We start from the raw sequence: 19,976 nt of genomic DNA, 5'->3' as shown, positions 1-19,976 counted from the left end.
TCTTATACCCTGAGCCGGCGGCCGATAAGGCGGCGACGAATGCAGTAGCGCAAAAGCTTCTTTCCTTGCCGCGGTTGCGCCCTCCTAAGCAAATCCGAAAGACTTTGGCAGAGCTATCGGCTTAAGCACAGGAAGCGCTGGCACGGCTTATTCGGGCGCTCGCGCACGGACGATGAAGGAAACAGAGCCACTCAAGCGCAAATGAACCAAAGCCTCTCTGACCCCTTAGGGTCTTTGGCATCAACTGACAGTTGCTCTGTGCAGTAGACGTATAGACTCACTTGCGTTTTTGCTGTCTCTGCGGAAAGTTAGATCTTCATGATGGCATCGTTCTGGCAGGCTCCTAGCCGCAAAGAAGCACTTGTGGCCGACGTCACGGGACAGCGCATCGGTTATTGGGATTTTGGATGAGTTCGGCTGGTCAATACGCTGCTTTTCTCTCCTGGATGGAAGCAAACCGTATTGGCGATATCACCGGTATTGCTGGTATTTCGATCTCCCTGATCGGCTTTACGGTAACCGTTATTGGCATGCTGCGATCAAAGAGTGCTGCGGAACGTGCTGAAAAAGCGGCGCGAGAGACGCGAGACGCCATACGTTTGCTTGATACCGTCGTCGATTTTTCTACTGCGATATCTACTCTCGAAGAAATCAAACGTCTGCACCGACAAGCGAATTGGGCCCTCCTTCCCGACCGGTATGCGTCAATTCGAAAGGTGCTGGTTATTTTGCGATCGTCGAGCTTAATGCTGACCGATATGCAGCAAACCGTTGTTCAAGAAGCGCTTGCGAACCTTTACTCGATTGAAACAACGGTTGAACGAGCGCTTGCAGGACAAACCTTGCCAAAGACGCCAAAGATAAACGCTATGATATCGTCAGATATCGATCGGCTTTTGACGGTTCTGGCCGAACTAAAAGCCTCCAGGATCGGAGTGAGCCACAATGGCGCTTGAAAAGCAGTGGGAAATGGTCCGACTTTTGGTCGAGCGAACAGAGGCAGGTGACGTCACATGGAAACCGACTGCTGCGGATGACGCGTTTCAGGTTTCATTCCGGAACTATTCGCTACTGCTGTCGAAAGTTTCGGAAAGCAATTCAAGAGATCCCGATTTCGTTATATCTCTTATTAACGAAGACGGCGTGGTCGCCGAGTCATTCAGCGATGTCGAACTCTACCACTCTTGTGGACCTTTTCCGGAAGGGGCCAGCCCGCCTTTCAAAGCCATGGAAAATCTGTTCGAACTAGCACGCAGGCAGGCCTCGGGTGCAGATAAGATAATTGATGAAATTCTGCTTCAATTAAGAGCTCCATTCTGAGGTCGCTGCCGCTGCTCAACAAATTTCGACTGAATGTAGCTTCCCGGTGGAATTCAGTGCGAAGGTTGCTAGGCCGCAAATCGCAGCCCGGCAGCGCCAGTTGCGTCGACCCGACTTTCTGCGCCCGCCAATATCGGCCTTGATCGCTACGGAATCACTCAGGAACTACGTCGTCCATGCCGTCAGCATCGTCGAACTTGACACCATAGCGAGAAACGCGACGCTTATTGATCGCAGACTCTTCTCCAACTAGCTTTAACGCCTGCCGTGCCCGGGAAGCGATCTCGCGCATTGATTCCGATGCGTTCACAACCCGGTCGAACTGGAAGACGTTAGATAGAATCTTGCGTAGGTCGCTCCCAGATGTGGATTTGAAGGCTTTGTAATAGTCCGCGACTGGAAGCACTGAGAGTGCAGCGATGGTGTCTTGGCTCCAGTCTGAGCTTCGAAGCATCGCAGGAATATCTCGCTGTTCTTCCAAGTGCTCGAATTTCTGCTTGAAAGCTGAGCGAACATCGAGGTCCTCGACATGGGCACCGAACGGGTGATCCTCCAGATCAAAGAAATCGCGCGGCTCGTTCCGTTCTGACATATAGAATTCCAGCATTTCCTTTGCATCTTCAGGTCGCCCAAGCTCTTTGAAGAGCGAGACCGTACCGCTCAAGTTGGTCGGAGTGATATACTTTACGTTCTTCATAAAGGATGCTCGCAACTCGTCGAGTACTTGGGGTTCGTCGTTCCCAAACGAGTCGTGATAACGGCGCCACGCTGACTCGAAGGACCCGTCCGCTCTGGTCGCCAGTATCTTCTCGTTCAGCAGGCCGGCCCTTTTTTTGATTTCATCCGGATCGAAGTATCCAGCACGTATTCCTCCTATCAGTTCAACATCCAATTCGTCGGTCCACGTGTACGCATAGGAATCCAGAAGAGCATTCCATGCCGCTTCGGCTGGGGGGATTTCAGCGCGCTTCCGAAGACCAAACTTATCCCGTGTCCTATTTTCAAGAAATTCGAGAGGCGGTGCTTCTTCCGGTTGATCGTGCGACCAGCAGAAGAGAGCTATGGACGCAACAACCATTCTGAAAACTTCAGGATCAAATTCATTTAGCATTGGCTCGATGTCGCGAACAGATCGTACAATGCGCCTAATCACTCGGATATTTGTTATGCCAAGCGCTACGCACTTTTCGGCAATGAACCTACTGATGTCATCGGTTTCGGAAATTGCAATTTTGACAGCTTCGACCGCAGGCGGGCGATAGACCAAGGAAATATCGACGACTTTCTCAAGATTGTTGCCGAACGTCTTTTTTGCATCTCCGTCCAGTTTCTCATCATTGAGGATTAGAACGACCTTACAGTTACGTTGTTCTCTTAGATAGGAAATCAGGCCGAGAACGTCGCTAATATCAAGTTTTTGACCTTTGCGCTCCAGATCGTCAATGCAGATGATTTGATCGCGAATGGTCATAAAAGATACTAGTGATGTTGCATCACCGCCAATTACGCTCCGCACGATCGGTACCGCCTGCGCAAGCTTAGTCAACTTACGCCAAGAACCGATTTTCGAATTAACAAAATCGTCGAGCGTGTTGACGTCAGCTTTTACGACGCCGTTGCTAAGGGTGGTCACGTTCTCAAAGATCGCGAATTTCAATTCGTCGAGCGAATTCACCCCAAAAAGGGAGACATACGAGTAGCGTTGGAGTTTGATCGTTTTTGCCTGATGCGCTAGCTCAAGCCCTCTGGACCAAGCGAACGTTTTGCCAACGCCCCATTTTCCGCGCAGGCAAAGCACCTCGGGGTCCTTGCGAGCGAGGAATTTGGCAATCTGCTCTCTCACCAGTTTAGTGGACACAGGCATCCTCAAGACTCAAAAGGAATCAGCGCGGTCGTTCTAGGTTGCACGCGCGTCAAAATCGACGGATCGCGGATCGACTGGGGGCTTGGTAGCTCGTCAGGCGTAAAGCTTGAAGATCATAGATTCCGATTTTGTTTTTGCAACCACGCCGGACTTTGCCGTCTTAAGGAAATGGCCCGCATCGCTCGGGCCATTTTTGTTTGGTCACCGCTTCGGGTGGAAACGTCGGCGATATCTCTTCCCGCAAATCTGCTCGTGGGCGAATGCCCTCAGTCCGGATAGCTCAGGATCATCTTCAGCAGCTTTGGAAATCGCGCATTGATGTCGTCCTCCCGCAAAACATTGCGGTGCTGGACGCCTTGCTTCGATGTCCGGATCAGGCCGGCCTCGCGCAGGATGCGAAAATGGTTCGACAGGGTCGACTTCGCCATGTCGGGGCAAGGCGCCGCCTCGGTGCACGACATGCAATCGCTCTGCGCGGCCAGGCTTTTGACGATGCGCCGCCGCATCGGATCCGCGAGGGCTGCGAGCACCCCGGCCAGTGTGATTTCGTCCCGCGATGGGTGAACGAACTGCACCATGCCTAAAATATAGCACCTCCCTTGAACTCCTTCAATAGTTCACTAGTATTGAACTATCGAATATCGGCACTTGCCGAACAATGGAGACATGCGATGACCAAGAGACTCGAAGGAAAAGTTGCGCTCGTGACCGGCGCATCCAAAGGCATCGGTGCCGAAATCTCGGCCCGGCTCGCAGCCGAGGGCGCGGCGGTCGCGGTCAATTACAGCTCCAGCAAGCAGGCAGCCGACCGCGTGGTTGCCGCTATCACCGCCAAGGGTGGCAAGGCCGTCGCGGTCCACGGCAACCTCGCCGACGCCAAGGACGTGAAAAGCGTCGTCGCAGAGACCGTGAAGGCGTTCGGTGCGATCGACATCCTCGTCAACAACGCGGGCGTCTACGAATTCGCCCCGCTCGAGGCCATCACGCCCGAGCATTTCCACCGGCATTTCGACCTCAATGTGCTTGGCCTGCTGCTGGTCTCGGGTGAAGCGTCGAAGCACTTCAACCCCAATGGCGGAAGCATCATCAACATCAGCTCCGGCGTATCGACTATCACGCCGGCGAACACAGCCGTCTACACCGCGACCAAAGCGTCGGTGGATGCAATCTCCGCGGTGCTGGCGAAGGAACTGGCGCCGCGCAAGATCCGCGTCAACGCCGTCAATCCGGGCATGATCGCCACCGAAGGCATCGTGTCAGCCGGCCTGCACGAGGGCGACATGCGCAACTGGATCGAAAGCGCCACCCCGCTCGGCCGCATCGGCAAGGTCGAGGAGATCGCTGCTGCGGTGGCCTTCTTCGCTTCGGACGAGGCGTCCTACGTCACGGGCGAGACGCTTCACGTCACCGGCGGCCTTCGCTGACGCGTCTCCTGCTTGGGCGGCCCGACAATGAAGTTCGTCGTCCCAGCATGGTCGGTGCTTGCCGCTCCCGCAACCAACTCCGGACTTTGCCAGGTAGGATGAAAATGGCCCGCCTTGAGCGGGCCATTTTTTTTGGCGCTTTCGATATCCTGCGCGTCTGATTCAGCCACGCCTTTTTCCTTTGGCGCCTGTGCCGGTCACAAGGGCGATCGACAGGAACCCGAGGCGGCCGACGTGCGTCGTCATGTTGCTGGGGCTCATCCGGTACTCGCTTCTTGGCTTCTGTCGTTAGGAAGGACTGGCCCAATGGAATTCGCGGACTTCGAGTCCGCCGATATTCAGGCGGAGGAAGCAAGGATTTTCATAGGTCGGGCCGGCTCGGGGCCAGCCGTTCTCCTGTTGCACGGATTTCCGCAGACGCATCTGATGTGGCGGGACGTTGCACCGCTGCTCGCTGAGCACTTTACCGTCGTTTGTGCCGACCTTCGCGGATATGGCCGGAGCGATTGTCCTCCCTCGAGTCGGGACCACGCGCCATATGCCAAGCGGGCGATGGCAAGGGACATGGTGTCCGTCATGTCGAAACTTGGCTTCGACCGCTTCTCGGTTGCGGGCCATGATCGCGGCGGCCGTGTCGCCTACCGGCTCGCGCTCGATCACCGCGAGCGCGTGGAGCGGCTTGGGAGCGCGCCGACAAGAAGCTGGCCATCGGCTACTGGCCGTGGTCGTTGCTTGCGCAGCCGGAACCCTTTCCCGAGCGGCTAGTATCGGCAGCTCCCGATGCCGTCATCGACAATGCGCTCCACGGATGGGGTTCTGCGGCAGACAGTTTCAGCCCGCAGATCCGGGCAGCCTATATCGACGCGTTGCGCGATCAGGCGCATGTTCACGCCATCTGTGAGGAATATCGTGCGGCGGCGTCGATAGATCACGAGCACGATCTGGCGGACCGTCGTTCCGGCCGCCGGATCGATTGCCCTGTCCTCGTCCTCTGGAGTGGCCGCGGTCCGTTGAACGCCTGGTACGCGGACGAGGGAGGCCCGTTGGGGCTATGGCGGACCTGGGCAGATGACGTGCGAGGAAAGGCGCTTGACGGAGGACATTTCTTCCCGGAGGAGCTTCCGCAGCAGACGGCGTGCGAACTGAACCGGTTTTTCGAAAGCGGTGGATAGTACCAGCGGCTGGTCTGGCCGTACTACCTCCGCCGACGTTCAATCCGCGGGTGGCCGCGGCCATTCTCGAAGACGGTTTTGTCCTGGCGCGCTGCCGCTGCTGCACAAGCCCGAGGCAATGCTGAACGAGATGCTGGCGACGGGCGACGAGCTGACTTGGCTCTGCTCCGGGCCGGAATCGCCGCGGCCGAAATCTGCCTAGCGCGTCGAATAAATCCAGCAACCGGCGCAAGGGTTTAGCTACTGTGCATGGGGTTGTTTTCGCCCTTTTTTGAAGAGCCCCCATTGTGCAGCGCAGAGGACGGCACGCTTGTGCGGCCCGCTCATGACTATGCCCTTGCGCGCGCAGCAAGGTCGGCTACGGTCGGCCCCGGCCACAGGGCCAGGTGACTTTTGATTTAAGCTTTTTAGCATCCGATTTTTCGGCGCCGCGACGGCGCGACGCCCACCGAACGAGGCGGGGCCATGATCACACGGGACCAGTCAGCGCTGCTCGCTCCGGTCGAGCGCGATTTGCGGCTCGATCTCTTCCGCGGCATCGGTCTGTGGATGATCTTCCTCGACCACATCCCGCACGACGTCGTGGCCTGGATCACCTTGCGCAATTACGGCTTCAGCGACGCCGCCGAATTCTTCGTCTTCATCTCCGGTTATCTGGTCGGCTGGATCTACGGCCCGATCGTTGCGGGCGGCTGGTTTGTCGCCGCGCTGAAGCGGCTGTGGCGGCGCGCGGTTGAGATGTATGTCGCCCACATCATGCTGTTCCTGCTGTTCACGGCGCAGATCGCCCGCACCGCCCGCCGCTTCGACAATCCGATGTACGAGCACGAGTTCAACGTGTTCAATTTCCTGTCGCATCCGGACGAACTGATCGGGCAGGCGATCCTCCTGAAGTACAAGCCGGTCAATCTCGACGTGCTGCCGCTCTACATCGCGCTGGTGTTCGCCTCGCCGTTCATCGTCTGGTGCCTGGTGCGCCGGCCCAACCTGACGCTTGCCGCGTCCGTGGTGCTCTACGTGCTGTCGCGCTGGTTCAACTGGAACATCGCCTCCTATCCGCCCGGCACGACCTGGTATTTCAACCCGTTCTGCTGGCAGCTGATGTTCGTGTTCGCGGCCTGGTGCGGCGTCGGCCAGATCGAGAAGATCGCCGGATGGGTGTGGTCGAAGGCGGCGATGGCCCTGGCCGCGGCCTGGCTCGCTTTCGCGCTGCTGATCGTGATGACCTGGCACGTCCCTGCGCTCGAAGCCCTGATCCCGAAATGGATGATCAAGGCGATCTACCCGATCGACAAGACCGACCTCGACATGCTCCGCTTCACGCATTTCCTGGCGCTGGCGATCTGGGTGACCCATTTCGTCTCGCGCAAATGGCGGGTGCTGCACGGAGCCTGGCTGCGCCCTGTGATCCTCTGCGGCCAGCATTCGCTACCGATCTTCTGCCTCGGCGTCTTCCTGTCGTTCTCGGCGCACTGGATCCTGACGCAATACACCAAAGGCGTCTGGGAGCAACTCGCGGTCTCCGCCATGGGTATCGCCATCATGATCGCAGCCGCCTGGCTGCTCGACCGGGCCGAACGGGTACCGAACCTGTTCGTGAAGGTGACGGAAGTCGAGGAGGCCGACACCGCCTTGGAGAGCGCGCCGGTCGCGACCGCTGCCGTGGCGCCCGCGGGTCATTGAGCATCGCGGGCCTGCATTGTCGTGGAGAGGTCCAACGGAGAGGCTGATGTCCAGAGTCGTGTTGATGATCGCCGGTGCCCTCCTGCTCCTGATCTGTGGTGCATCTGCGCAAGCATCGTCGCCGGAGGCGATGAGCGCGGCGCGCAAGCTCGTGGTCACCTTGAAGCTCGCGGATCAGTATCGCGCGCTTTTGCCGCAACTCCTGCTCAAGCTGAGGCCGGTGGTCGCGCAGGACAGGCCGGAGATCGAGCGCGACTATGACGCGGTGACGGCACCCGGCTCCGAGATTTACACCCCGGCCCTCACCTCGATGATCGACCAGGTCGCCGCCCTTTATGCCCAAAGCTTCAGCATCGATGAGCTGCGCCAGATCGAGGCCTTCTATGCCCAGCCGGCCGGGAAGAAGCTTCTGGAGAAATCGGATGCGCTGGCGCAGGCAAGCGCGCAGATCGGCCAGGACGTCAGCCAGAAGACTGCCGACGAGTTGAAGCAGCGCCTCATCGAGGCGCTGCGCCAGAAGGGGCACAAGCTCTGAGCTCGCACCGGCAGGGGTACGCGACCTTATGCTTGCCCGTGTTGTTGCCTCACTTCACCAGCGGGCAGCCGCCGTCCTTCAGCGGCCGGAAGGCCTGGTCGGCAGGGACTTCGGCGAGCAGCTTGTAATAGTCCCACGGGCCCTTGGACTCCTCGGGCTTCTTCACCTGGAACAGATACATGCTGTGCACCATACGGCCGTCTTCGCGTAAGACGCCGTTGTCGGTGAAGGCATCCTTCACCGGCAGCTCGCGCATCTTGGCCATCACCGTCTTGGTGTCCTTGGTGCCGGCGGCCTGCACCGCCTTCAGGTAATGCAGCGTCGCGCTGTAGGTCGCCGCCTGATTCATCGTCGGCATGCGCTTCACGCGCTCCATGAAACGCTTGCCGAAGGCGCGGGTCTTGTCGTTGAGGTCCCAGTAATAGGCCTCGGTGATGATCAGTCCCTGCGCGAGCTTCAGCCCCAAGCTGTGCACGTCGGAAATGAACATCACGATCGCAGCCAGGTTCTGGCCGCCGGCGACGATGCCGAACTCGCCGGCCTGCTTGATCGCGTTGATGGTGTCACCGCCGCCGTTCGCCAGCCCGATGATCTTGGACTTGGAGGCCTGGGCCTGGAGCAGGAATGAGGAGAAGTCCGCGGTGTTGAGCGGATGCTTGACGCTGCCGAGCACCTTTCCGCCGGCCGCCTTCACCACCTCGGAGGTGTCGCGCTCGACTGAATGGCCGAACACGTAGTCCGCGGTGAGGAAGAACCAGCTGTCGCCGCCGTTCTTGACAATGGCGCTGCCGACCGTGTGCGCGTTGGCGTAGGTGTCGTAGGTCCAGTGCGCGGTGTAGGGCGAGCAGGACTTTCCGGTGATGTCGGAGCTTGCCGCATCCGTCACGATCATGATCTTCTCGTACTGCTTCGACAGCTCCATCACCGCGAGCGCAGTGGCCGATGTCGGCAGGTCGATGATCATGTCGACGCCTTCGGTCTCCCACCACTTTCGCGCGATGGTAGAGGCGACATCGGGCTTGTTCAGCACATCGGCGCTGACCATGTCGATCGGCTTGCCGAACATCTGCCCACCAAAATCCTCGATCGCCATTTTGGTGGCCTCGACATTCCCCTGGCCTCCGATGTCGGAATAGACCGAGGACAAGTCGGAGAGCACGCCGATCTTGAGCGGCGCCTGCTGGGCAAGAGACGGGCTGATTAGAAACGCAGTCAGTCCGGCCGCTAGGGCGGCACGCATAATCCGGCACATGGCATTTCCCCAAATTTTATCGTTGGCGCGCGAGGCTAGATTTGCCCCGCTGAAGCGTCATTTCTTGCGCAACGGCGCTGCGTTCGCTGGCTGATTTGACGCGGCCGGTCGCGCCGACTACGCTTTTCTGCAAAGACAAGAAGCGCGTGAATGCCATGGCCTGACGTGTGCTCGGAGCGGCACTCACGCAAACGGCAAATTCAGGGGACGAAATGACCGGCGACATCGCAGCCACCATCTCGAAGGCCCGCGAGCATTCCATCGGCGACCTCCTGCGCCGTGCGGCGGGCCGCGATCCGGGCAAGCTCGCGGTGAGCTGCGGCAATGTGAGCTGGACCTTTGCCGAGATGGACGCGATCTGCAATCGGCTCGGCCGCGGCCTGCTTGGCCTCGGCGTGAAAAAGGGTGACCGCCTCGCCGTGCTCTCGCGCAATTCGCACGCCTTTGCGGCGCTCCGGTTCGCGTTGGCCCAGATCGGCGCGGTGCTGGTGCCGATCAACTTCATGCTGAATCCGGACGAGATCAACTTCATCCTGAAGAGCTCCGGCGCAAAGTTGCTCGCGGCGGGTCCAGATTTCGTCGAGCCGGCGCGCGGGGCCAGCGCCAAGGATTGCGCGGTCGAGAAGATAATCTGGCTACCGGGCGAAGATCCCGCCACGGCGCCCGCGGGCCTCACCACCTTCGACGATCTCCTCAACCCCGACGGCTCGTTCCTGGATGCGTCCGTCGACAGCCGCGATCTCGCGCAGATTGTCTACACCAGCGGCACGGAATCGCTGCCCAAGGGCGCGATGCTGACCCATGAAGCGGTGATGTGGCAGTATGTCAGCTGCATCATTGACGGCGGCATGAGCGTCGACGACAAATTCCTGCACGCGCTGCCGCTCTATCATTGCGCGCAGCTCGACGTGTTCCTGGGCCCGCAAGTCTATCTCGGCGCTTCCGGCGTGATCACGGGCAAGCCGACCGCCGACAGCATTCTGTCACTGATCCAGACGCACAAGATCACGTCGTTCTTCGCGCCGCCGACGATCTGGATCGCGATGCTGCGCTCGCCCAATTTCGACAGGACAGATTTGTCGACCTTGCAGAAGGGCTATTACGGTGCCTCGATCATGCCGGTGGAGGTACTGCTCGAGCTCCAGCGCCGCCTGCCCAGCGTCAAGTTCTGGAATTTCTACGGCCAGACCGAGATCGCCCCGCTCGCGACCGTGCTGGGACCAGCAGACCAGCTGCGCAAGGCCGGCTCGGCGGGCAAGCCCGTGCTCAATGTCGAGACCCGCGTGGTCAACAGCTCGATGGAAGACGTCAAGGTCGGCGAGGTTGGTGAGATCGTGCACCGCTCGCCGCATCTGCTCTCCGGCTATTACAACGATATCGTCAAGACGGCGGCGGCGTTCGCCGGCGGCTGGTTTCACTCCGGCGATCTCGCCACCGTCGATGAAGAGGGCCACATCACCGTGGTCGATCGCGTCAAGGACATGATCAAGACCGGTGGCGAGAACGTCGCGAGCCGCGAGGTCGAGGAGATGGTCTACCGTATCCCGGCAGTGTCCGAGGTTGCGGTGGTCGGCCTGCCCGATTCGCGCTGGATCGAGGCGGTGACTGCCATCGTCGTGGTCAAGAACGGCGAGAAGCTCGACGAGGATTCCGTCATCAAGCATTGCGCCAGCCAGATGGCGCATTTCAAGGTGCCCAAGCGCGTCATCTTCGTCGATGCCTTGCCCAAGAACCCGAGCGGCAAGCTGCTCAAGCGCGAATTGCGCCAGCGCTTCGTCGGCGGCGAGACGCTCGACAAGGCGATCCAGAAGAATTTTGGCCCGTGAGGGGAGCGCCTCAATACTTCTTCACGGTCGCGCTGAACGCCAGCCACAGCGCCATCGACGCGAGCCCGAAGCCGCCGAGCAGCAGGAAGGTCGGGCCATAGCCGATCCATTGCGCGATCCAGCCGCCAAGCGCGGGACTGAGGCTGGCGCCGATGCCCTGCACGGTGATCACGGCACCCTGGCCGAGATTGATGCGGCCGGTGCCGTTAAGCGAGCGCGCCACCATACCGGGGACCGCAACCGTCTGGAGCCCGGTGCCGATGCCGTCGAGCACCTGCATCGGCACGACGCCCCACCATCCCGTGACGAAGAAGGCGAGCACGCCGCGGACGGGCAGGAACATGAAGGAGACGAGGATGACGGGCCAGTAGTTGCGCTTGCTCGCCGCCTTCATTGCGATCAGCGACGTGATGATCATGACGCCTTGTGCGATCACCACGGTGGTCGCGACGAAGCTCGGGCCGTTGGCCTGGCCTTCGGCGACCGCCGCCAGGCCATAGAGCGGGACGATGGCGGCATTGCCGAGATGGAATAGCGCGAGCGCCAGTGCCAGCACGAGCAGCGCACGGTGCTTGAGCAGCATCGTGAACGCGTCCGGCGCACTGTCGGGGTCGTCCTCCTTGCTGCCGCGCGCGGCACGATCGTCGATCGCCTTGGCCGGAATCATCATCACGCAGGCGATCGCGATGGCGCCGAACAATGCCGCCAGCATGAACACGGCGACATAGCCGAACTTGTAGCCCAGATAGCCCGACAGGGCGGCGCCGACCATGTTGCCGGCGTGGTTGAACGCCTGGTTGCGGCCGTTGAGCGCGTTGAAGCCCTTCTGCTTGGCGATGCCGAGCGTGATTCCTGTGACCGCCGGCACGATCGCGGCGCTCGCCAGCGACTGTGCGACCTGCGAGAATGTCACCGCCCAGAAATTCTGTGAGATCAGGATGATCCCAGACGCGAGCACCACGCAGATGCCGGGAATGACGACCCACATGCGCTTGTTGCGGCTGGCGTCGATGAAGCCGCCGATCGGCGTCGTGATCAGCATGCCCGCGACATTGCCGATCGTCATCGCGGTGCCGATCAATCCGCTCGCCCAGCCGCGTTCCTGGAGGAAGACGCCGACGAAAGGGCCGATGCCCGACTGCATGTCGGCCATGAAAAAGTTGAGAGCGAACAGGGGCCAGATACGAGACGAGGAGGGGGACCGCGATGTCATCGAGACGCTGAACCTAATGCTGCCAGCCGAATTGCGTCTCGCATCAGGCGGCGACGGCGGGGCCGTGCTGCCGGCGCGGACGCGAACTTAACCTGCGTTGATCGTGTTGGTTCCGACCTTGCGATCGCGGGACCGCGACGTCATGTCATGTCCGGGACGGTCTCAGTTATGGATTACGGCCATGCCTCTCTGGACCTGCGAAACCTGCGGCGCGCAATTCCCGGACAGCGGAAATCCGCCAGCAATCTGTCCGATTTGCGAGGACGAACGGCAGTACGTCGGCTGGAACGGGCAAACTTTCCTCACGCGCGAGACGCTCTCGGAACGTCACCGCATGGTCTGGCGCGACGACCTCGGCCTGACCGGCATCGCGATCGAGCCGAGCTTCGCCATCGGTCAGCGCGCGCTGCTGGTGCCGCTCGCGGACGGCTGCCTGATGTGGGACTGCGTACCGATGGCGACGCCGGAGGCGATCGCGCATGTGCGGTCGCTCGGTGGGCTGAAGGCGATTGCGATCTCGCATCCGCATTTCTATGGCGCGCTCGCCGACTGGAGCGAGGCGTTCGGCGGGGTGCCGGTCTTTCTGCATGCCGATGATCGCCAATGGGTGACGCGTCCGCATCCCTCGATCGTGCACTGGACCGGCGAAAGCCATCGCATCTCCGATGATTTGCTGCTGCTGCGCACCGGCGGTCATTTCGCCGGTGCCACCATGCTGCACCATGCGAGTGGTGCGGACAGTCGGGGTGCACTGCTCACCGGCGATATCGCGCAGGTGACGATGGATCGCCGCTTCGTCAGCTTCATGTACTCCTATCCGAACTACACGCCGCTCAATGCCGCCGCGGTGCGACGGATCACGGCTGCCGTTGAGCCGCTGGCCTTCGATCGTATCTATGGCGCGTGGTGGGGCCGCAACATCGCCGCAGGCGCCAAGGCCGCATTCGCGGCGTCTGTCGCGCGCTATCTGGCGGCCATCGCCTGAGGCGGCGTGCGACCGGATTTATCTTGCCGGCTCATAATAAATGGACTATAAGTACAGTTATTGGGCGTGACGCAACGATGCGTCTGCGGGACCGGCATGATCGATGCATCGCCGTTTCCGCGGCGCGCTTGCCGCGTGAGCGGGAGTTCGGTCCATGACGGCAGGGCGCGACTACGAGATCTTCGAGGCCGGCGACGTCGCGCTCCGGTCCGGGGCCGTCTTCCCTTCGCTTGCGCTCGCCTACAAGACCTACGGCCGGCTTAGCCCGGCCAAGGACAACGTCATCCTCTATCCGACCTCGTTCAGCGCGCAGCACACCGACACCGAATGGCTGATCGGCCCCGACGGCGTGCTCGACCCCACACGCTACTTCGTCGTCATCCCGAACCTGTTCGGTAACGGCCTGTCGTCCTCGCCGTCGAATACCGCCGCGCCGTTCCCGATCTTGACCTATCACGATGCCATCGCGGTCCAGCACCGGCTGCTCACCGAGCGGTTCGGCATTTCGAAGCTTGCCCTGGTCTATGGCTGGTCGATGGGCGGCATGCAGGCCTACCACTGGGCGGCGCTGCATTCCGATATGGTCGAACGGGCAGCGGTCGTCTGCGGCAGTGCCCGCTGCGCGCCCTATAACTACGTCTTCCTGGAAAGCGTAAAGGCCGCGCTGACCGCCGATCCCGCCTTCCGCGACGGCCGCTTCGTCGAGAAGCCCGCCGCAGGTTATCGCGCCATGGGGCGCGTCTACGCGGGTTGGGCGATGTCGCACGGTTTCTATCGCGACGAGATCTGGCGCGAAGCGGGCTTCAACTCGCTGGACGACTATCTCGTCCGCACTTGGGACGCGGCGTTTGCCCAGCGCGACGCCAACGATCTCCTGGCCCAGATCGGCATCTGGCAGAACGGCGACGTCAGCCGCTGCGCCGCATTCGGCGGCGATTTCGATCGCGCGCTCGGTACGATCAAGGCCCACATGCTGCTGATGCCCGGTGCGACCGATCGCTATTTCGACGTCCGCGACAACGAGGATGAGCTCGGCCGGCTGGTCAACGCGAAGTCTGCCGCGCTGCATCCGATCCCGTCGCTGCACGGCCATCGCGCCGGCAACCCCGTCAACAATCCGAGCGATCAGGCCTTCCTCAAGGCCGAGATCGCAGAGCTTCTCGGCAAGTAGGGCAGGTATTTGATCATGACTGACGCAAGCGTTTCAGAATCCGGCCATCGCTTGAAGCCGCTGACACCGGCGATGTTGCGTGAATTGTCGGCGCGTTCCAATCTCAAGGGCGCCGTGCGCAGCCTCTGCCATTTCGGGGTGATCGTGCTGGTGGGTGCGATGATCTGGAAGATCACCTCAAGCTACGTCGTGTTGTGGGCGCTGCCGCTGGTGGCGGTGCAGGGCTATCTCGTCGCCTTCCTGTTCATGGCGGTGCACGAGACCGCGCACAAGACCGCGTTCAGGAGCCGCGGCCTCAATCTCGCGGTCGGTTATCTCTCGGGATTCATCATCGGGTTGCCATACGAATATTACTGCCTGTTTCACTGGGATCATCACCGCTACACCCAGGATCCGGACAAGGACCCGGAGTTGATCGTCGGCGTGAAGCCAAAATCAGACACGCAGCTCGCGATCGCCTATAGCGGCGTGCTTCAGGTCGCTGGCCGTCTCTGGTTGATGCTCGGCCATGCCGTCACCGGCAAGGTCACCGTGCCCTGGATCCCGGAAAACAAGCGTGCGGTCATCGTGACCGAGGCGCGCGTCTATGCCGGATCTTACGTCGCGCTAGTTGGGCTGTCGCTGTGGTTCTCCTCGGCGTTGCTGCTCTGGATCTGGATCGTCCCGCTGATCATCGGGCAGTTCTTCCTGCGACCTTATCTCTATGCCGAGCACACCGGCTGCGAGCGGACCCGCAGCGCCTTCGAAAATACCCGCACCACCTATACCGGCGCGATCATCAAATGGCTCACGTGGAACATGCCCTACCATGTCGAGCACCACGCCTATCCCTCGATCCCTTTTCACGCGCTGCCGAAGCTGAACGAGATCGTCGACGGCGAAATCCTCTATCGCGGCCGCGGCTACATCAGGACGACGCGAGAGACCTGGGCCTGGTTTCGCCGGCAGCGGCAGGACGGCTAGCCGAATGAAAGTCCGACGCGCAAAGCCCCGATCGCGGTGCGATCGGGGCTTTGTCGTGAATGCGAGATGTCAGTAGACCCCGTAGGCGCAGACGTTCACGACGCGGACGCGCAGGCCGCGGCGGGTCTGGACGACGCGCTCCTGGTAGCAATTGTTGACGCCGCTGTTGACGTAGATGCCGCCAAAGCCCCAGCCGGGACCCCAGTGATGGTGGAAGCCGTGGGCCGACGCGGCGGTCGGCGCGAGAGCGGCAACGCCGAGCGAGCCGGCAGCGATCAGACCAAGTGCAATCTTACGAAACATCTTCATTCTCCAGTGTGGCGCAACGGCCGTTGTTGTGTCCCTGCATCTCGGTCGAGCCGAAACGCGAATGCGTTCATGCAGGGAGGGGAGAATCGTGTTTCAGGAGTGTTTCGTCGGTCGCGGCGGGTTACGCCGCCGTCAGGTTTTCCGCGCCGCAGCCGCGCGATAGCGCGCGGCCATCACCTGGATCAGCTCCGCCATCTTCTCGCGCAGATCGGCCGGCTCCAGCACTTCGGCCTCGGGCCCGAGCCGCAACAATTCGGCCGCGGCATGCCATGAGGTCTTGCCGGTTGGCACTCTGGCGATGCGCCAGCCGTCTGCATCGGCGGTCTCTTCCAGCTGCGTACGCGCCCTGACGTAAGGCTGACTCAGTGCATCGAGCAGCTTGACGCCGAAGGGCGACAGCCGAACGATCGCGACATTGGGATGCATCTCGGCCTCGAGACGCAGCGTTGCGTCCGCCAATAGGTCGCGAGATCGAAACCGGCGGGCCGTTCGCAGCGATCGTCGAGCGCCGTGCAGTCGAGCACGCGCGCGACGCGATAGGTCCGCACCCTGCCGTCGACCCATCCCGCGAGATACCAGCTGCCACCCTTCAGCACGAGACCGAGCGGCGAGACGCGGCGCTGCTTCTCGGCGCGCCAGCTCCGGTAGCGGATTTTGATCATTGTCCCGCACAGAGTCGCGCCGGCGATGGTGCGCAGATGCTTTGGTTCTTCCGCCTCGCCGAACCAGCCCGGCGCGTCGAGGTGAAAACGCTCCTGCATCCGTCCGGCGTCTTCGCGCAAATTGGCGGGCAGCGCGGCCATCAGCTTGTTCTGTGCGGCGATCATCGCGACATCCAACCCGAGCGCCGCCGCCGGGCCCGGCAACCCCGTCAGGAACAGCGCTCCCGCCTCGCTCTGCGACAAGCCGTTCAGCCGCACGCGATAGCCGTCGAGCAGGCGATAGCCGCCCTCCGCGCCGCGGTCGGCATAGACAGGGACGCCGGATGCCGCGAGCGCGTCGATGTCGCGGTAGATCGTGCGCACCGAGACCTCGCAGGCCTCCGCGAGCTCAGGCGCGGTGACCTGCCCCTTGGCCTGGAGGGTGGTGAGGATCGACAGCATCCGGCTCGCGCGCATGATCTCTTAAACCATACCCGACACAGGATGTCAGGTATGGTCCGCTACAACCGCCATCGCCAGCCGGCCAGATGGAGACCCGCCATGACCGATCCGAACCGCATCACTCTGTATTACTCGCCACAAAGCCGCGCCACCGGCACCCGGGTGCTGCTGGAGGAGTTGGGGACGCCCTACGATCTCCATGTCCTCAACATGAAGGCCGGCGAGCAGCGCCAGCCGGCCTATCTCGCCATCAACCCGCTCGGCAAGGTGCCGGCGATCCGCCACCGCGACGCGCTGGTGACCGAGCAGGTCGCACTCACCATCTATCTTGCGGACCTGTTTCCCCAAGCGGGCCTCACGCCCGCGCTGAACGACCCGCTGCGCGGTCCCTATCTGCGTTGGATCGCCTATTACGGCGCCTCGTTCGAGCCGGCCCTGATCGACAAGTTCATGCAACGCGAACCGGCGCCGATCACGCAATCGCCCTATGCCGATTACGACACCATGCTTGGCGCGCTCGAGGCGCAGCTGTCGAAAGGGCCGTATCTGCTCGGCGAGCGCATGACGGCTGCGGATGTTCTCTGGGGCGTTGCGTTCAGCTGGACCATGATGTTCGGTATCGTGCCGAAGAAGGATGTGTTCGTCCGCTATGCCGAACGCATGACCTCGCGACCCGCGTTCCAGCGCATCAACGCGGCCGATGCCGAGATGGCGGCGCAGCATGCTGCGGCGGCCGCTGGAGGATGAGTGATCCAAGGCTGAGGATGACGACGCAGATGCACACGACCAACTGCTTCAACACCTTCATCCGCGTTGCCGAAGACTGTCGTGCGCCTACCGGCGAGGAGCCGCCGCTGCGCGCGGGAAAGCCGACGGTAGCGTGCCTGCAATATCTGATGATCGCCAAGGCACCCTACAAATACACGTCCGACGACGTGATCTTCGCGACGTCTGCGCCGGGTCGCGAACTCGCCGTGAAGGCGACGAAAGCGGAGAAGCAGGCGGCCCGTGAAGCTTTCTTCTCCCGAGGGCAGGCGTGCATGAGGGCGTCGAGCCTGGGCAAGCGCTTCGGCTGGGGTGTTCATGCCGATAGCGAAGGCCGGATCGCGATCTACGCCATCGACAGCAATCGCTACCAGGCGCTTGTCCGCGATCCCAAGCTCACGCAGGTGCGGGCGATGCGGTCGAAGCGGGCGTGATCAGAATTTTGGCAGTCGCTTTTCCGCGAACGCCTTGATGCCTTCCTTGATCTCGTCGCCGCGCATGCTGTCGCGGTGGCGCTGGTCGGCGGCTTGCTCGTCCAATTCTCCGCGGGCGAATTCGTTGATGGCGCGCTTCATGCCGCGCATCGCCTGCGGCGCGTTACCGGCAAGGATGCTGGCGAGCTTGTCGACCTCCTCGTCCAAAAACTCCGCCGCCACCATGTCGGTGAGATAGCCGATCCGCAACATCTCCGGCGCGCTGATCTTCTGCGCGGTGAGGAACAGTCTTTTTGCATTGTCGACGCCGAGCCGGGTCACGTAGCGTTTGATGCCGCTCCTGTAATAGTGCAGCCCGAGCCGGGCCGCCGGCATGAACATCTCGGCGGTGTCGACGCCGATGCGGAAATCGCAGGCGAGCGCGAGGTCGGTCGAGCCGCCATAGACGCCGCCGTTGAGCCGGCAGATCGTGGGAACGCCGAGATCCTCCAGTCGGTTGACCACGGCCTCGAACGCCGAACCCGCGCTCTGCTGCTCGTTTGCGCTGACCGCGCGCTCGGCGACTGAATTGAGGTCGTAGCCGGCCGAAAAGGCGCGCCCCGTGCCGGTCAGTACCAGCACGCGGATGTCAGGATCGGCCTCGATCCGGTCGAACAGTTTGACCAGCTCGCCGAGATCCTCGGCCTGAAGCCGATTGAGATGTTTGGGGCGGTTGAGGCGGATGGTGGCGCGTGCACCAATGATTTCAAGCACGGGGCCAGTGGCCGCGTCGGCTATGTCCGACATTCTTGTCTCCATTTATTTGTTTTCGAGCGTGCGCCGCTTTGCTTCCGCATCGATGGTCGCGGCGAGCTCGGGATGCCGCGCCATCAGCACGCGGAAATCGACGAGGTCGAGCACGAGAAGCCGCGACACCTTGGTGGTCGAGACATTGGCGCCGCGCAAATTGTTGCCGAGCAAGGCCATCTCGCCGAAGAAGGCGCCATCGCCGAGCTGCACCTTCTTGCCGGGCAGGTCGACCTCGACCTCGCCGGCAGCGATGAAATACATGCAGTCGCCCTGCGTCCCCTTGCGGATGATCATGGTGCGCGCCGGCAGTTCCATAGTCCGCAGCATGTGTGTGACGTCGGCGATGGCCGCCGGTCCAAGCGCCGCGAAAAACGGCACCTTGCTGACGGATTCCCAGGTCTTGAGGAAATTGTCGCGCCGGGTCTCCGCGGCAAAGCCGGTTGCCAAAATACCGGTCCAGAGGCCGAATACACCGAGGCCGGAGATCATCACCAGCGCCGCCACCATGCGGCCCAGCGGCGTCACCGGCACGACGTCGCCATAGCCGGTCGTGGTCAAGGTGGTCACCGCCCACCACAGCGCGGCCGGAACGCTGCCGAAGGTCTGCGGCTGCACGTCCCGCTCCAGGAAATATTCGGCGACCGAGGCCAGGAAGACCACCATCAGGAAGATCACGAGCACGCTGACCAGCGGTCCCGATTCCAGCACCAGCACGCGGCGGAGCTGCCGCAGGCCGGGAATGCCCGGCACCACCTTCAGCACCCAGAGCACGCTGAGCAGCCACGCCGTCCTGGGCTCGACCCCGAGCACCAGCGCGGCCGGCACCGCCAGCGCTCCGACCGCATCGACCAGCCCGGCGGAGGAGGACATGTAGAGGGCAAGGCGCCCCTGCCGCGCCATATGGCGCAGCCGGACCACCCATTCGAACACGAAGTAGACCAGGCAGGTCCAAAGCAGGGCATCGACCCAGCGAGGCGCCGTCTCATAGGCCCGGTTGACCGTCAGCAGCACCATGCCGAGCACACCGACGGCGACGGCCACATAGGCCGCCCTTGTCATGTTGCGGCCGGCCGTGGCGGCCGCGAACTGGGCCAAAGCGGAGATCAGCGGCTTGGACATGCGGGAAGGCGGCTCGGTTTTTGTCTTTTGCGGCCCCGGCTGGAACCTC

At 61.7% G+C, this 19,976-nt stretch carries 19 protein-coding genes and 2 pseudogenes; 12 read left to right on the top strand and 9 right to left on the bottom strand.

Annotation, left to right across the window (positions count from 1 at the left end; all coding sequences use genetic code 11):
• Window positions 1-407 precede the first annotated feature (407 nt).
• Complete coding sequence (locus IVA88_RS27420; protein WP_247500252.1) at window positions 408-956, top strand: hypothetical protein; 549 nt, start codon at window positions 408-410, stop codon at window positions 954-956.
• Window positions 946-1,320 carry a hypothetical protein gene (locus tag IVA88_RS27415; RefSeq protein WP_247500251.1) on the top strand — a complete coding sequence of 125 codons (375 nt, stop codon included), beginning with the start codon at window positions 946-948 and terminating at the stop codon, window positions 1,318-1,320. The genes IVA88_RS27420 and IVA88_RS27415 overlap by 11 nt, the downstream gene beginning before the upstream one ends.
• A 154-nt stretch (window positions 1,321-1,474) precedes the next feature.
• On the opposite strand, the gene IVA88_RS27410 is transcribed toward IVA88_RS27415, so the two are convergent.
• Together IVA88_RS27410 and IVA88_RS27405 are read right to left on the bottom strand one after the other, a co-directional pair.
• Complete coding sequence (locus IVA88_RS27410) at window positions 1,475-3,178, bottom strand: KAP family NTPase (protein WP_247500249.1); 1,704 nt, start codon at window positions 3,176-3,178, stop codon at window positions 1,475-1,477.
• Between the two features lie 272 nt (window positions 3,179-3,450).
• Complete coding sequence (locus tag IVA88_RS27405) at window positions 3,451-3,762, bottom strand: helix-turn-helix domain-containing protein (protein ID WP_247500248.1); 312 nt, start codon at window positions 3,760-3,762, stop codon at window positions 3,451-3,453.
• A 93-nt stretch (window positions 3,763-3,855) separates the two neighbouring features.
• On the opposite strand from IVA88_RS27405, the gene IVA88_RS27400 reads away from it, so the two are divergent.
• Window positions 3,856-4,608, top strand: a complete 753-nt coding sequence (locus IVA88_RS27400) for a glucose 1-dehydrogenase (protein ID WP_247500247.1) — start codon at window positions 3,856-3,858, stop codon at window positions 4,606-4,608.
• Here the strand turns inward: IVA88_RS27400 and IVA88_RS27395 are convergent.
• Window positions 4,584-4,778: a hypothetical protein gene (locus IVA88_RS27395; RefSeq protein ID WP_247500246.1), complete on the bottom strand. Its 195-nt coding sequence runs from the start codon at window positions 4,776-4,778 to the stop codon at window positions 4,584-4,586. The two genes, IVA88_RS27400 and IVA88_RS27395, sit on opposite strands and share 25 nt — an antisense overlap.
• Before the next feature lie 136 nt (window positions 4,779-4,914).
• Here IVA88_RS27395 and IVA88_RS27390 point away from each other — a divergent pair.
• The 3 genes and pseudogenes from IVA88_RS27390 to IVA88_RS27380 all read left to right on the top strand — a co-directional run bounded on the left by IVA88_RS27390 (window position 4,915) and on the right by IVA88_RS27380 (window position 7,998).
• Window positions 4,915-5,780: pseudogene (locus IVA88_RS27390) on the top strand (alpha/beta hydrolase).
• Between the two features lie 465 nt (window positions 5,781-6,245).
• Entirely contained in the window at window positions 6,246-7,463 is a 1,218-nt protein-coding gene (locus tag IVA88_RS27385) for an OpgC domain-containing protein (RefSeq protein ID WP_247500245.1), read from the top strand.
• Window positions 7,464-7,509: 46 nt separating this feature from the next.
• Window positions 7,510-7,998: a DUF2059 domain-containing protein gene (locus IVA88_RS27380; protein ID WP_247500244.1), complete on the top strand. Its 489-nt coding sequence runs from the start codon at window positions 7,510-7,512 to the stop codon at window positions 7,996-7,998.
• 49 nt (window positions 7,999-8,047) lie between these two features.
• On the opposite strand, the gene IVA88_RS27375 is transcribed toward IVA88_RS27380, so the two are convergent.
• Window positions 8,048-9,250: an ABC transporter substrate-binding protein gene (locus IVA88_RS27375; RefSeq protein WP_247500243.1), complete on the bottom strand. Its 1,203-nt coding sequence runs from the start codon at window positions 9,248-9,250 to the stop codon at window positions 8,048-8,050.
• Window positions 9,251-9,462: 212 nt separating this feature from the next.
• On the opposite strand from IVA88_RS27375, the gene IVA88_RS27370 reads away from it, so the two are divergent.
• Window positions 9,463-11,076, top strand: coding sequence for an acyl-CoA synthetase (locus IVA88_RS27370; RefSeq protein ID WP_247500242.1), 1,614 nt, complete (start codon window positions 9,463-9,465; stop codon window positions 11,074-11,076).
• A gap of 10 nt (window positions 11,077-11,086) precedes the next feature.
• Here the strand turns inward: IVA88_RS27370 and IVA88_RS27365 are convergent, their stop codons facing one another.
• Window positions 11,087-12,289 carry an MFS transporter gene (locus IVA88_RS27365; RefSeq protein ID WP_247500241.1) on the bottom strand — a complete coding sequence of 401 codons (1,203 nt, stop codon included), beginning with the start codon at window positions 12,287-12,289 and terminating at the stop codon, window positions 11,087-11,089.
• 181 nt (window positions 12,290-12,470) lie between these two features.
• On the opposite strand from IVA88_RS27365, the gene IVA88_RS27360 reads away from it, so the two are divergent.
• The 3 genes from IVA88_RS27360 (at window position 12,471) to IVA88_RS27350 (ending at window position 15,408) form a co-directional block, all read left to right on the top strand.
• On the top strand, window positions 12,471-13,274 hold the full coding sequence (locus tag IVA88_RS27360; protein WP_247500240.1) for an MBL fold metallo-hydrolase: 804 nt from the start codon (window positions 12,471-12,473) through the stop codon (window positions 13,272-13,274).
• Between the two features lie 154 nt (window positions 13,275-13,428).
• Window positions 13,429-14,445: an alpha/beta fold hydrolase gene (locus IVA88_RS27355; RefSeq protein ID WP_247500239.1), complete on the top strand. Its 1,017-nt coding sequence runs from the start codon at window positions 13,429-13,431 to the stop codon at window positions 14,443-14,445.
• 15 nt (window positions 14,446-14,460) lie between these two features.
• Window positions 14,461-15,408, top strand: a complete 948-nt coding sequence (locus IVA88_RS27350; protein WP_247500238.1) for a fatty acid desaturase — start codon at window positions 14,461-14,463, stop codon at window positions 15,406-15,408.
• Window positions 15,409-15,477: 69 nt separating this feature from the next.
• Here IVA88_RS27350 and IVA88_RS27345 read toward each other — a convergent pair whose 3' ends face one another.
• Together IVA88_RS27345 and IVA88_RS27340 are read right to left on the bottom strand one after the other, a co-directional pair.
• Window positions 15,478-15,711 (bottom strand): hypothetical protein, encoded by a 234-nt coding sequence (locus IVA88_RS27345; protein WP_247500237.1) that lies wholly within the window; start codon window positions 15,709-15,711, stop codon window positions 15,478-15,480.
• Window positions 15,712-15,849: 138 nt separating this feature from the next.
• Window positions 15,850-16,835, bottom strand: a pseudogene (locus tag IVA88_RS27340) (YafY family protein).
• 84 nt (window positions 16,836-16,919) lie between these two features.
• Here IVA88_RS27340 and IVA88_RS27335 point away from each other — a divergent pair.
• Complete coding sequence (locus IVA88_RS27335) at window positions 16,920-17,567, top strand: glutathione S-transferase family protein (protein WP_247500236.1); 648 nt, start codon at window positions 16,920-16,922, stop codon at window positions 17,565-17,567.
• A 29-nt stretch (window positions 17,568-17,596) separates the two neighbouring features.
• Window positions 17,597-18,019, top strand: coding sequence for a DUF6157 family protein (locus IVA88_RS27330; protein WP_247500235.1), 423 nt, complete (start codon window positions 17,597-17,599; stop codon window positions 18,017-18,019).
• Here the strand turns inward: IVA88_RS27330 and IVA88_RS27325 are convergent, their stop codons facing one another.
• Both IVA88_RS27325 and IVA88_RS27320 read right to left on the bottom strand, forming a co-directional pair.
• The gene (locus IVA88_RS27325) at window positions 18,020-18,805 is read right to left on the bottom strand and encodes an enoyl-CoA hydratase/isomerase family protein (RefSeq protein ID WP_247500234.1); all 786 of its coding nucleotides are present in this window, start codon (window positions 18,803-18,805) and stop codon (window positions 18,020-18,022) included.
• A gap of 12 nt (window positions 18,806-18,817) precedes the next feature.
• On the bottom strand, window positions 18,818-19,927 hold the full coding sequence (locus IVA88_RS27320; protein WP_247500233.1) for a cyclic nucleotide-gated ion channel: 1,110 nt from the start codon (window positions 19,925-19,927) through the stop codon (window positions 18,818-18,820).
• Window positions 19,928-19,976: the final 49 nt, after the last annotated feature.

It is taken from the genome of Bradyrhizobium sp. 149 (assembly GCF_023073915.1).
Classification (GTDB): domain Bacteria; phylum Pseudomonadota; class Alphaproteobacteria; order Rhizobiales; family Xanthobacteraceae; genus Bradyrhizobium.
This window is presented reverse-complemented; position numbering and strand designations above follow the sequence as displayed.

Bases quoted from the DNA above. Each gene is read 5' to 3' on its own strand.
- IVA88_RS27400 (WP_247500247.1), top strand. From the start codon at position 3,856: ATGACCAAGAGACTCGAAGGAAAAGTTGCGCTCGTGACCGGCGCATCC.
- IVA88_RS27405 (WP_247500248.1), bottom strand. From the start codon at position 3,762: ATGGTGCAGTTCGTTCACCCATCGCGGGACGAAATCACACTGGCCGGG.
- IVA88_RS27345 (WP_247500237.1), bottom strand. From the start codon at position 15,711: ATGTTTCGTAAGATTGCACTTGGTCTGATCGCTGCCGGCTCGCTCGGC.
- IVA88_RS27375 (WP_247500243.1), bottom strand. From the start codon at position 9,250: ATGTGCCGGATTATGCGTGCCGCCCTAGCGGCCGGACTGACTGCGTTT.
- IVA88_RS27325 (WP_247500234.1), bottom strand. From the start codon at position 18,805: ATGTCGGACATAGCCGACGCGGCCACTGGCCCCGTGCTTGAAATCATT.
- IVA88_RS27385 (WP_247500245.1), top strand. From the start codon at position 6,246: ATGATCACACGGGACCAGTCAGCGCTGCTCGCTCCGGTCGAGCGCGAT.
- IVA88_RS27365 (WP_247500241.1), bottom strand. From the start codon at position 12,289: ATGACATCGCGGTCCCCCTCCTCGTCTCGTATCTGGCCCCTGTTCGCT.
- IVA88_RS27415 (WP_247500251.1), top strand. From the start codon at position 946: ATGGCGCTTGAAAAGCAGTGGGAAATGGTCCGACTTTTGGTCGAGCGA.
- IVA88_RS27320 (WP_247500233.1), bottom strand. From the start codon at position 19,927: ATGTCCAAGCCGCTGATCTCCGCTTTGGCCCAGTTCGCGGCCGCCACG.
- IVA88_RS27420 (WP_247500252.1), top strand. From the start codon at position 408: ATGAGTTCGGCTGGTCAATACGCTGCTTTTCTCTCCTGGATGGAAGCA.
- IVA88_RS27370 (WP_247500242.1), top strand. From the start codon at position 9,463: ATGACCGGCGACATCGCAGCCACCATCTCGAAGGCCCGCGAGCATTCC.
- IVA88_RS27360 (WP_247500240.1), top strand. From the start codon at position 12,471: ATGCCTCTCTGGACCTGCGAAACCTGCGGCGCGCAATTCCCGGACAGC.
- IVA88_RS27380 (WP_247500244.1), top strand. From the start codon at position 7,510: ATGTCCAGAGTCGTGTTGATGATCGCCGGTGCCCTCCTGCTCCTGATC.
- IVA88_RS27355 (WP_247500239.1), top strand. From the start codon at position 13,429: ATGACGGCAGGGCGCGACTACGAGATCTTCGAGGCCGGCGACGTCGCG.
- IVA88_RS27330 (WP_247500235.1), top strand. From the start codon at position 17,597: ATGCACACGACCAACTGCTTCAACACCTTCATCCGCGTTGCCGAAGAC.
- IVA88_RS27350 (WP_247500238.1), top strand. From the start codon at position 14,461: ATGACTGACGCAAGCGTTTCAGAATCCGGCCATCGCTTGAAGCCGCTG.
- IVA88_RS27335 (WP_247500236.1), top strand. From the start codon at position 16,920: ATGACCGATCCGAACCGCATCACTCTGTATTACTCGCCACAAAGCCGC.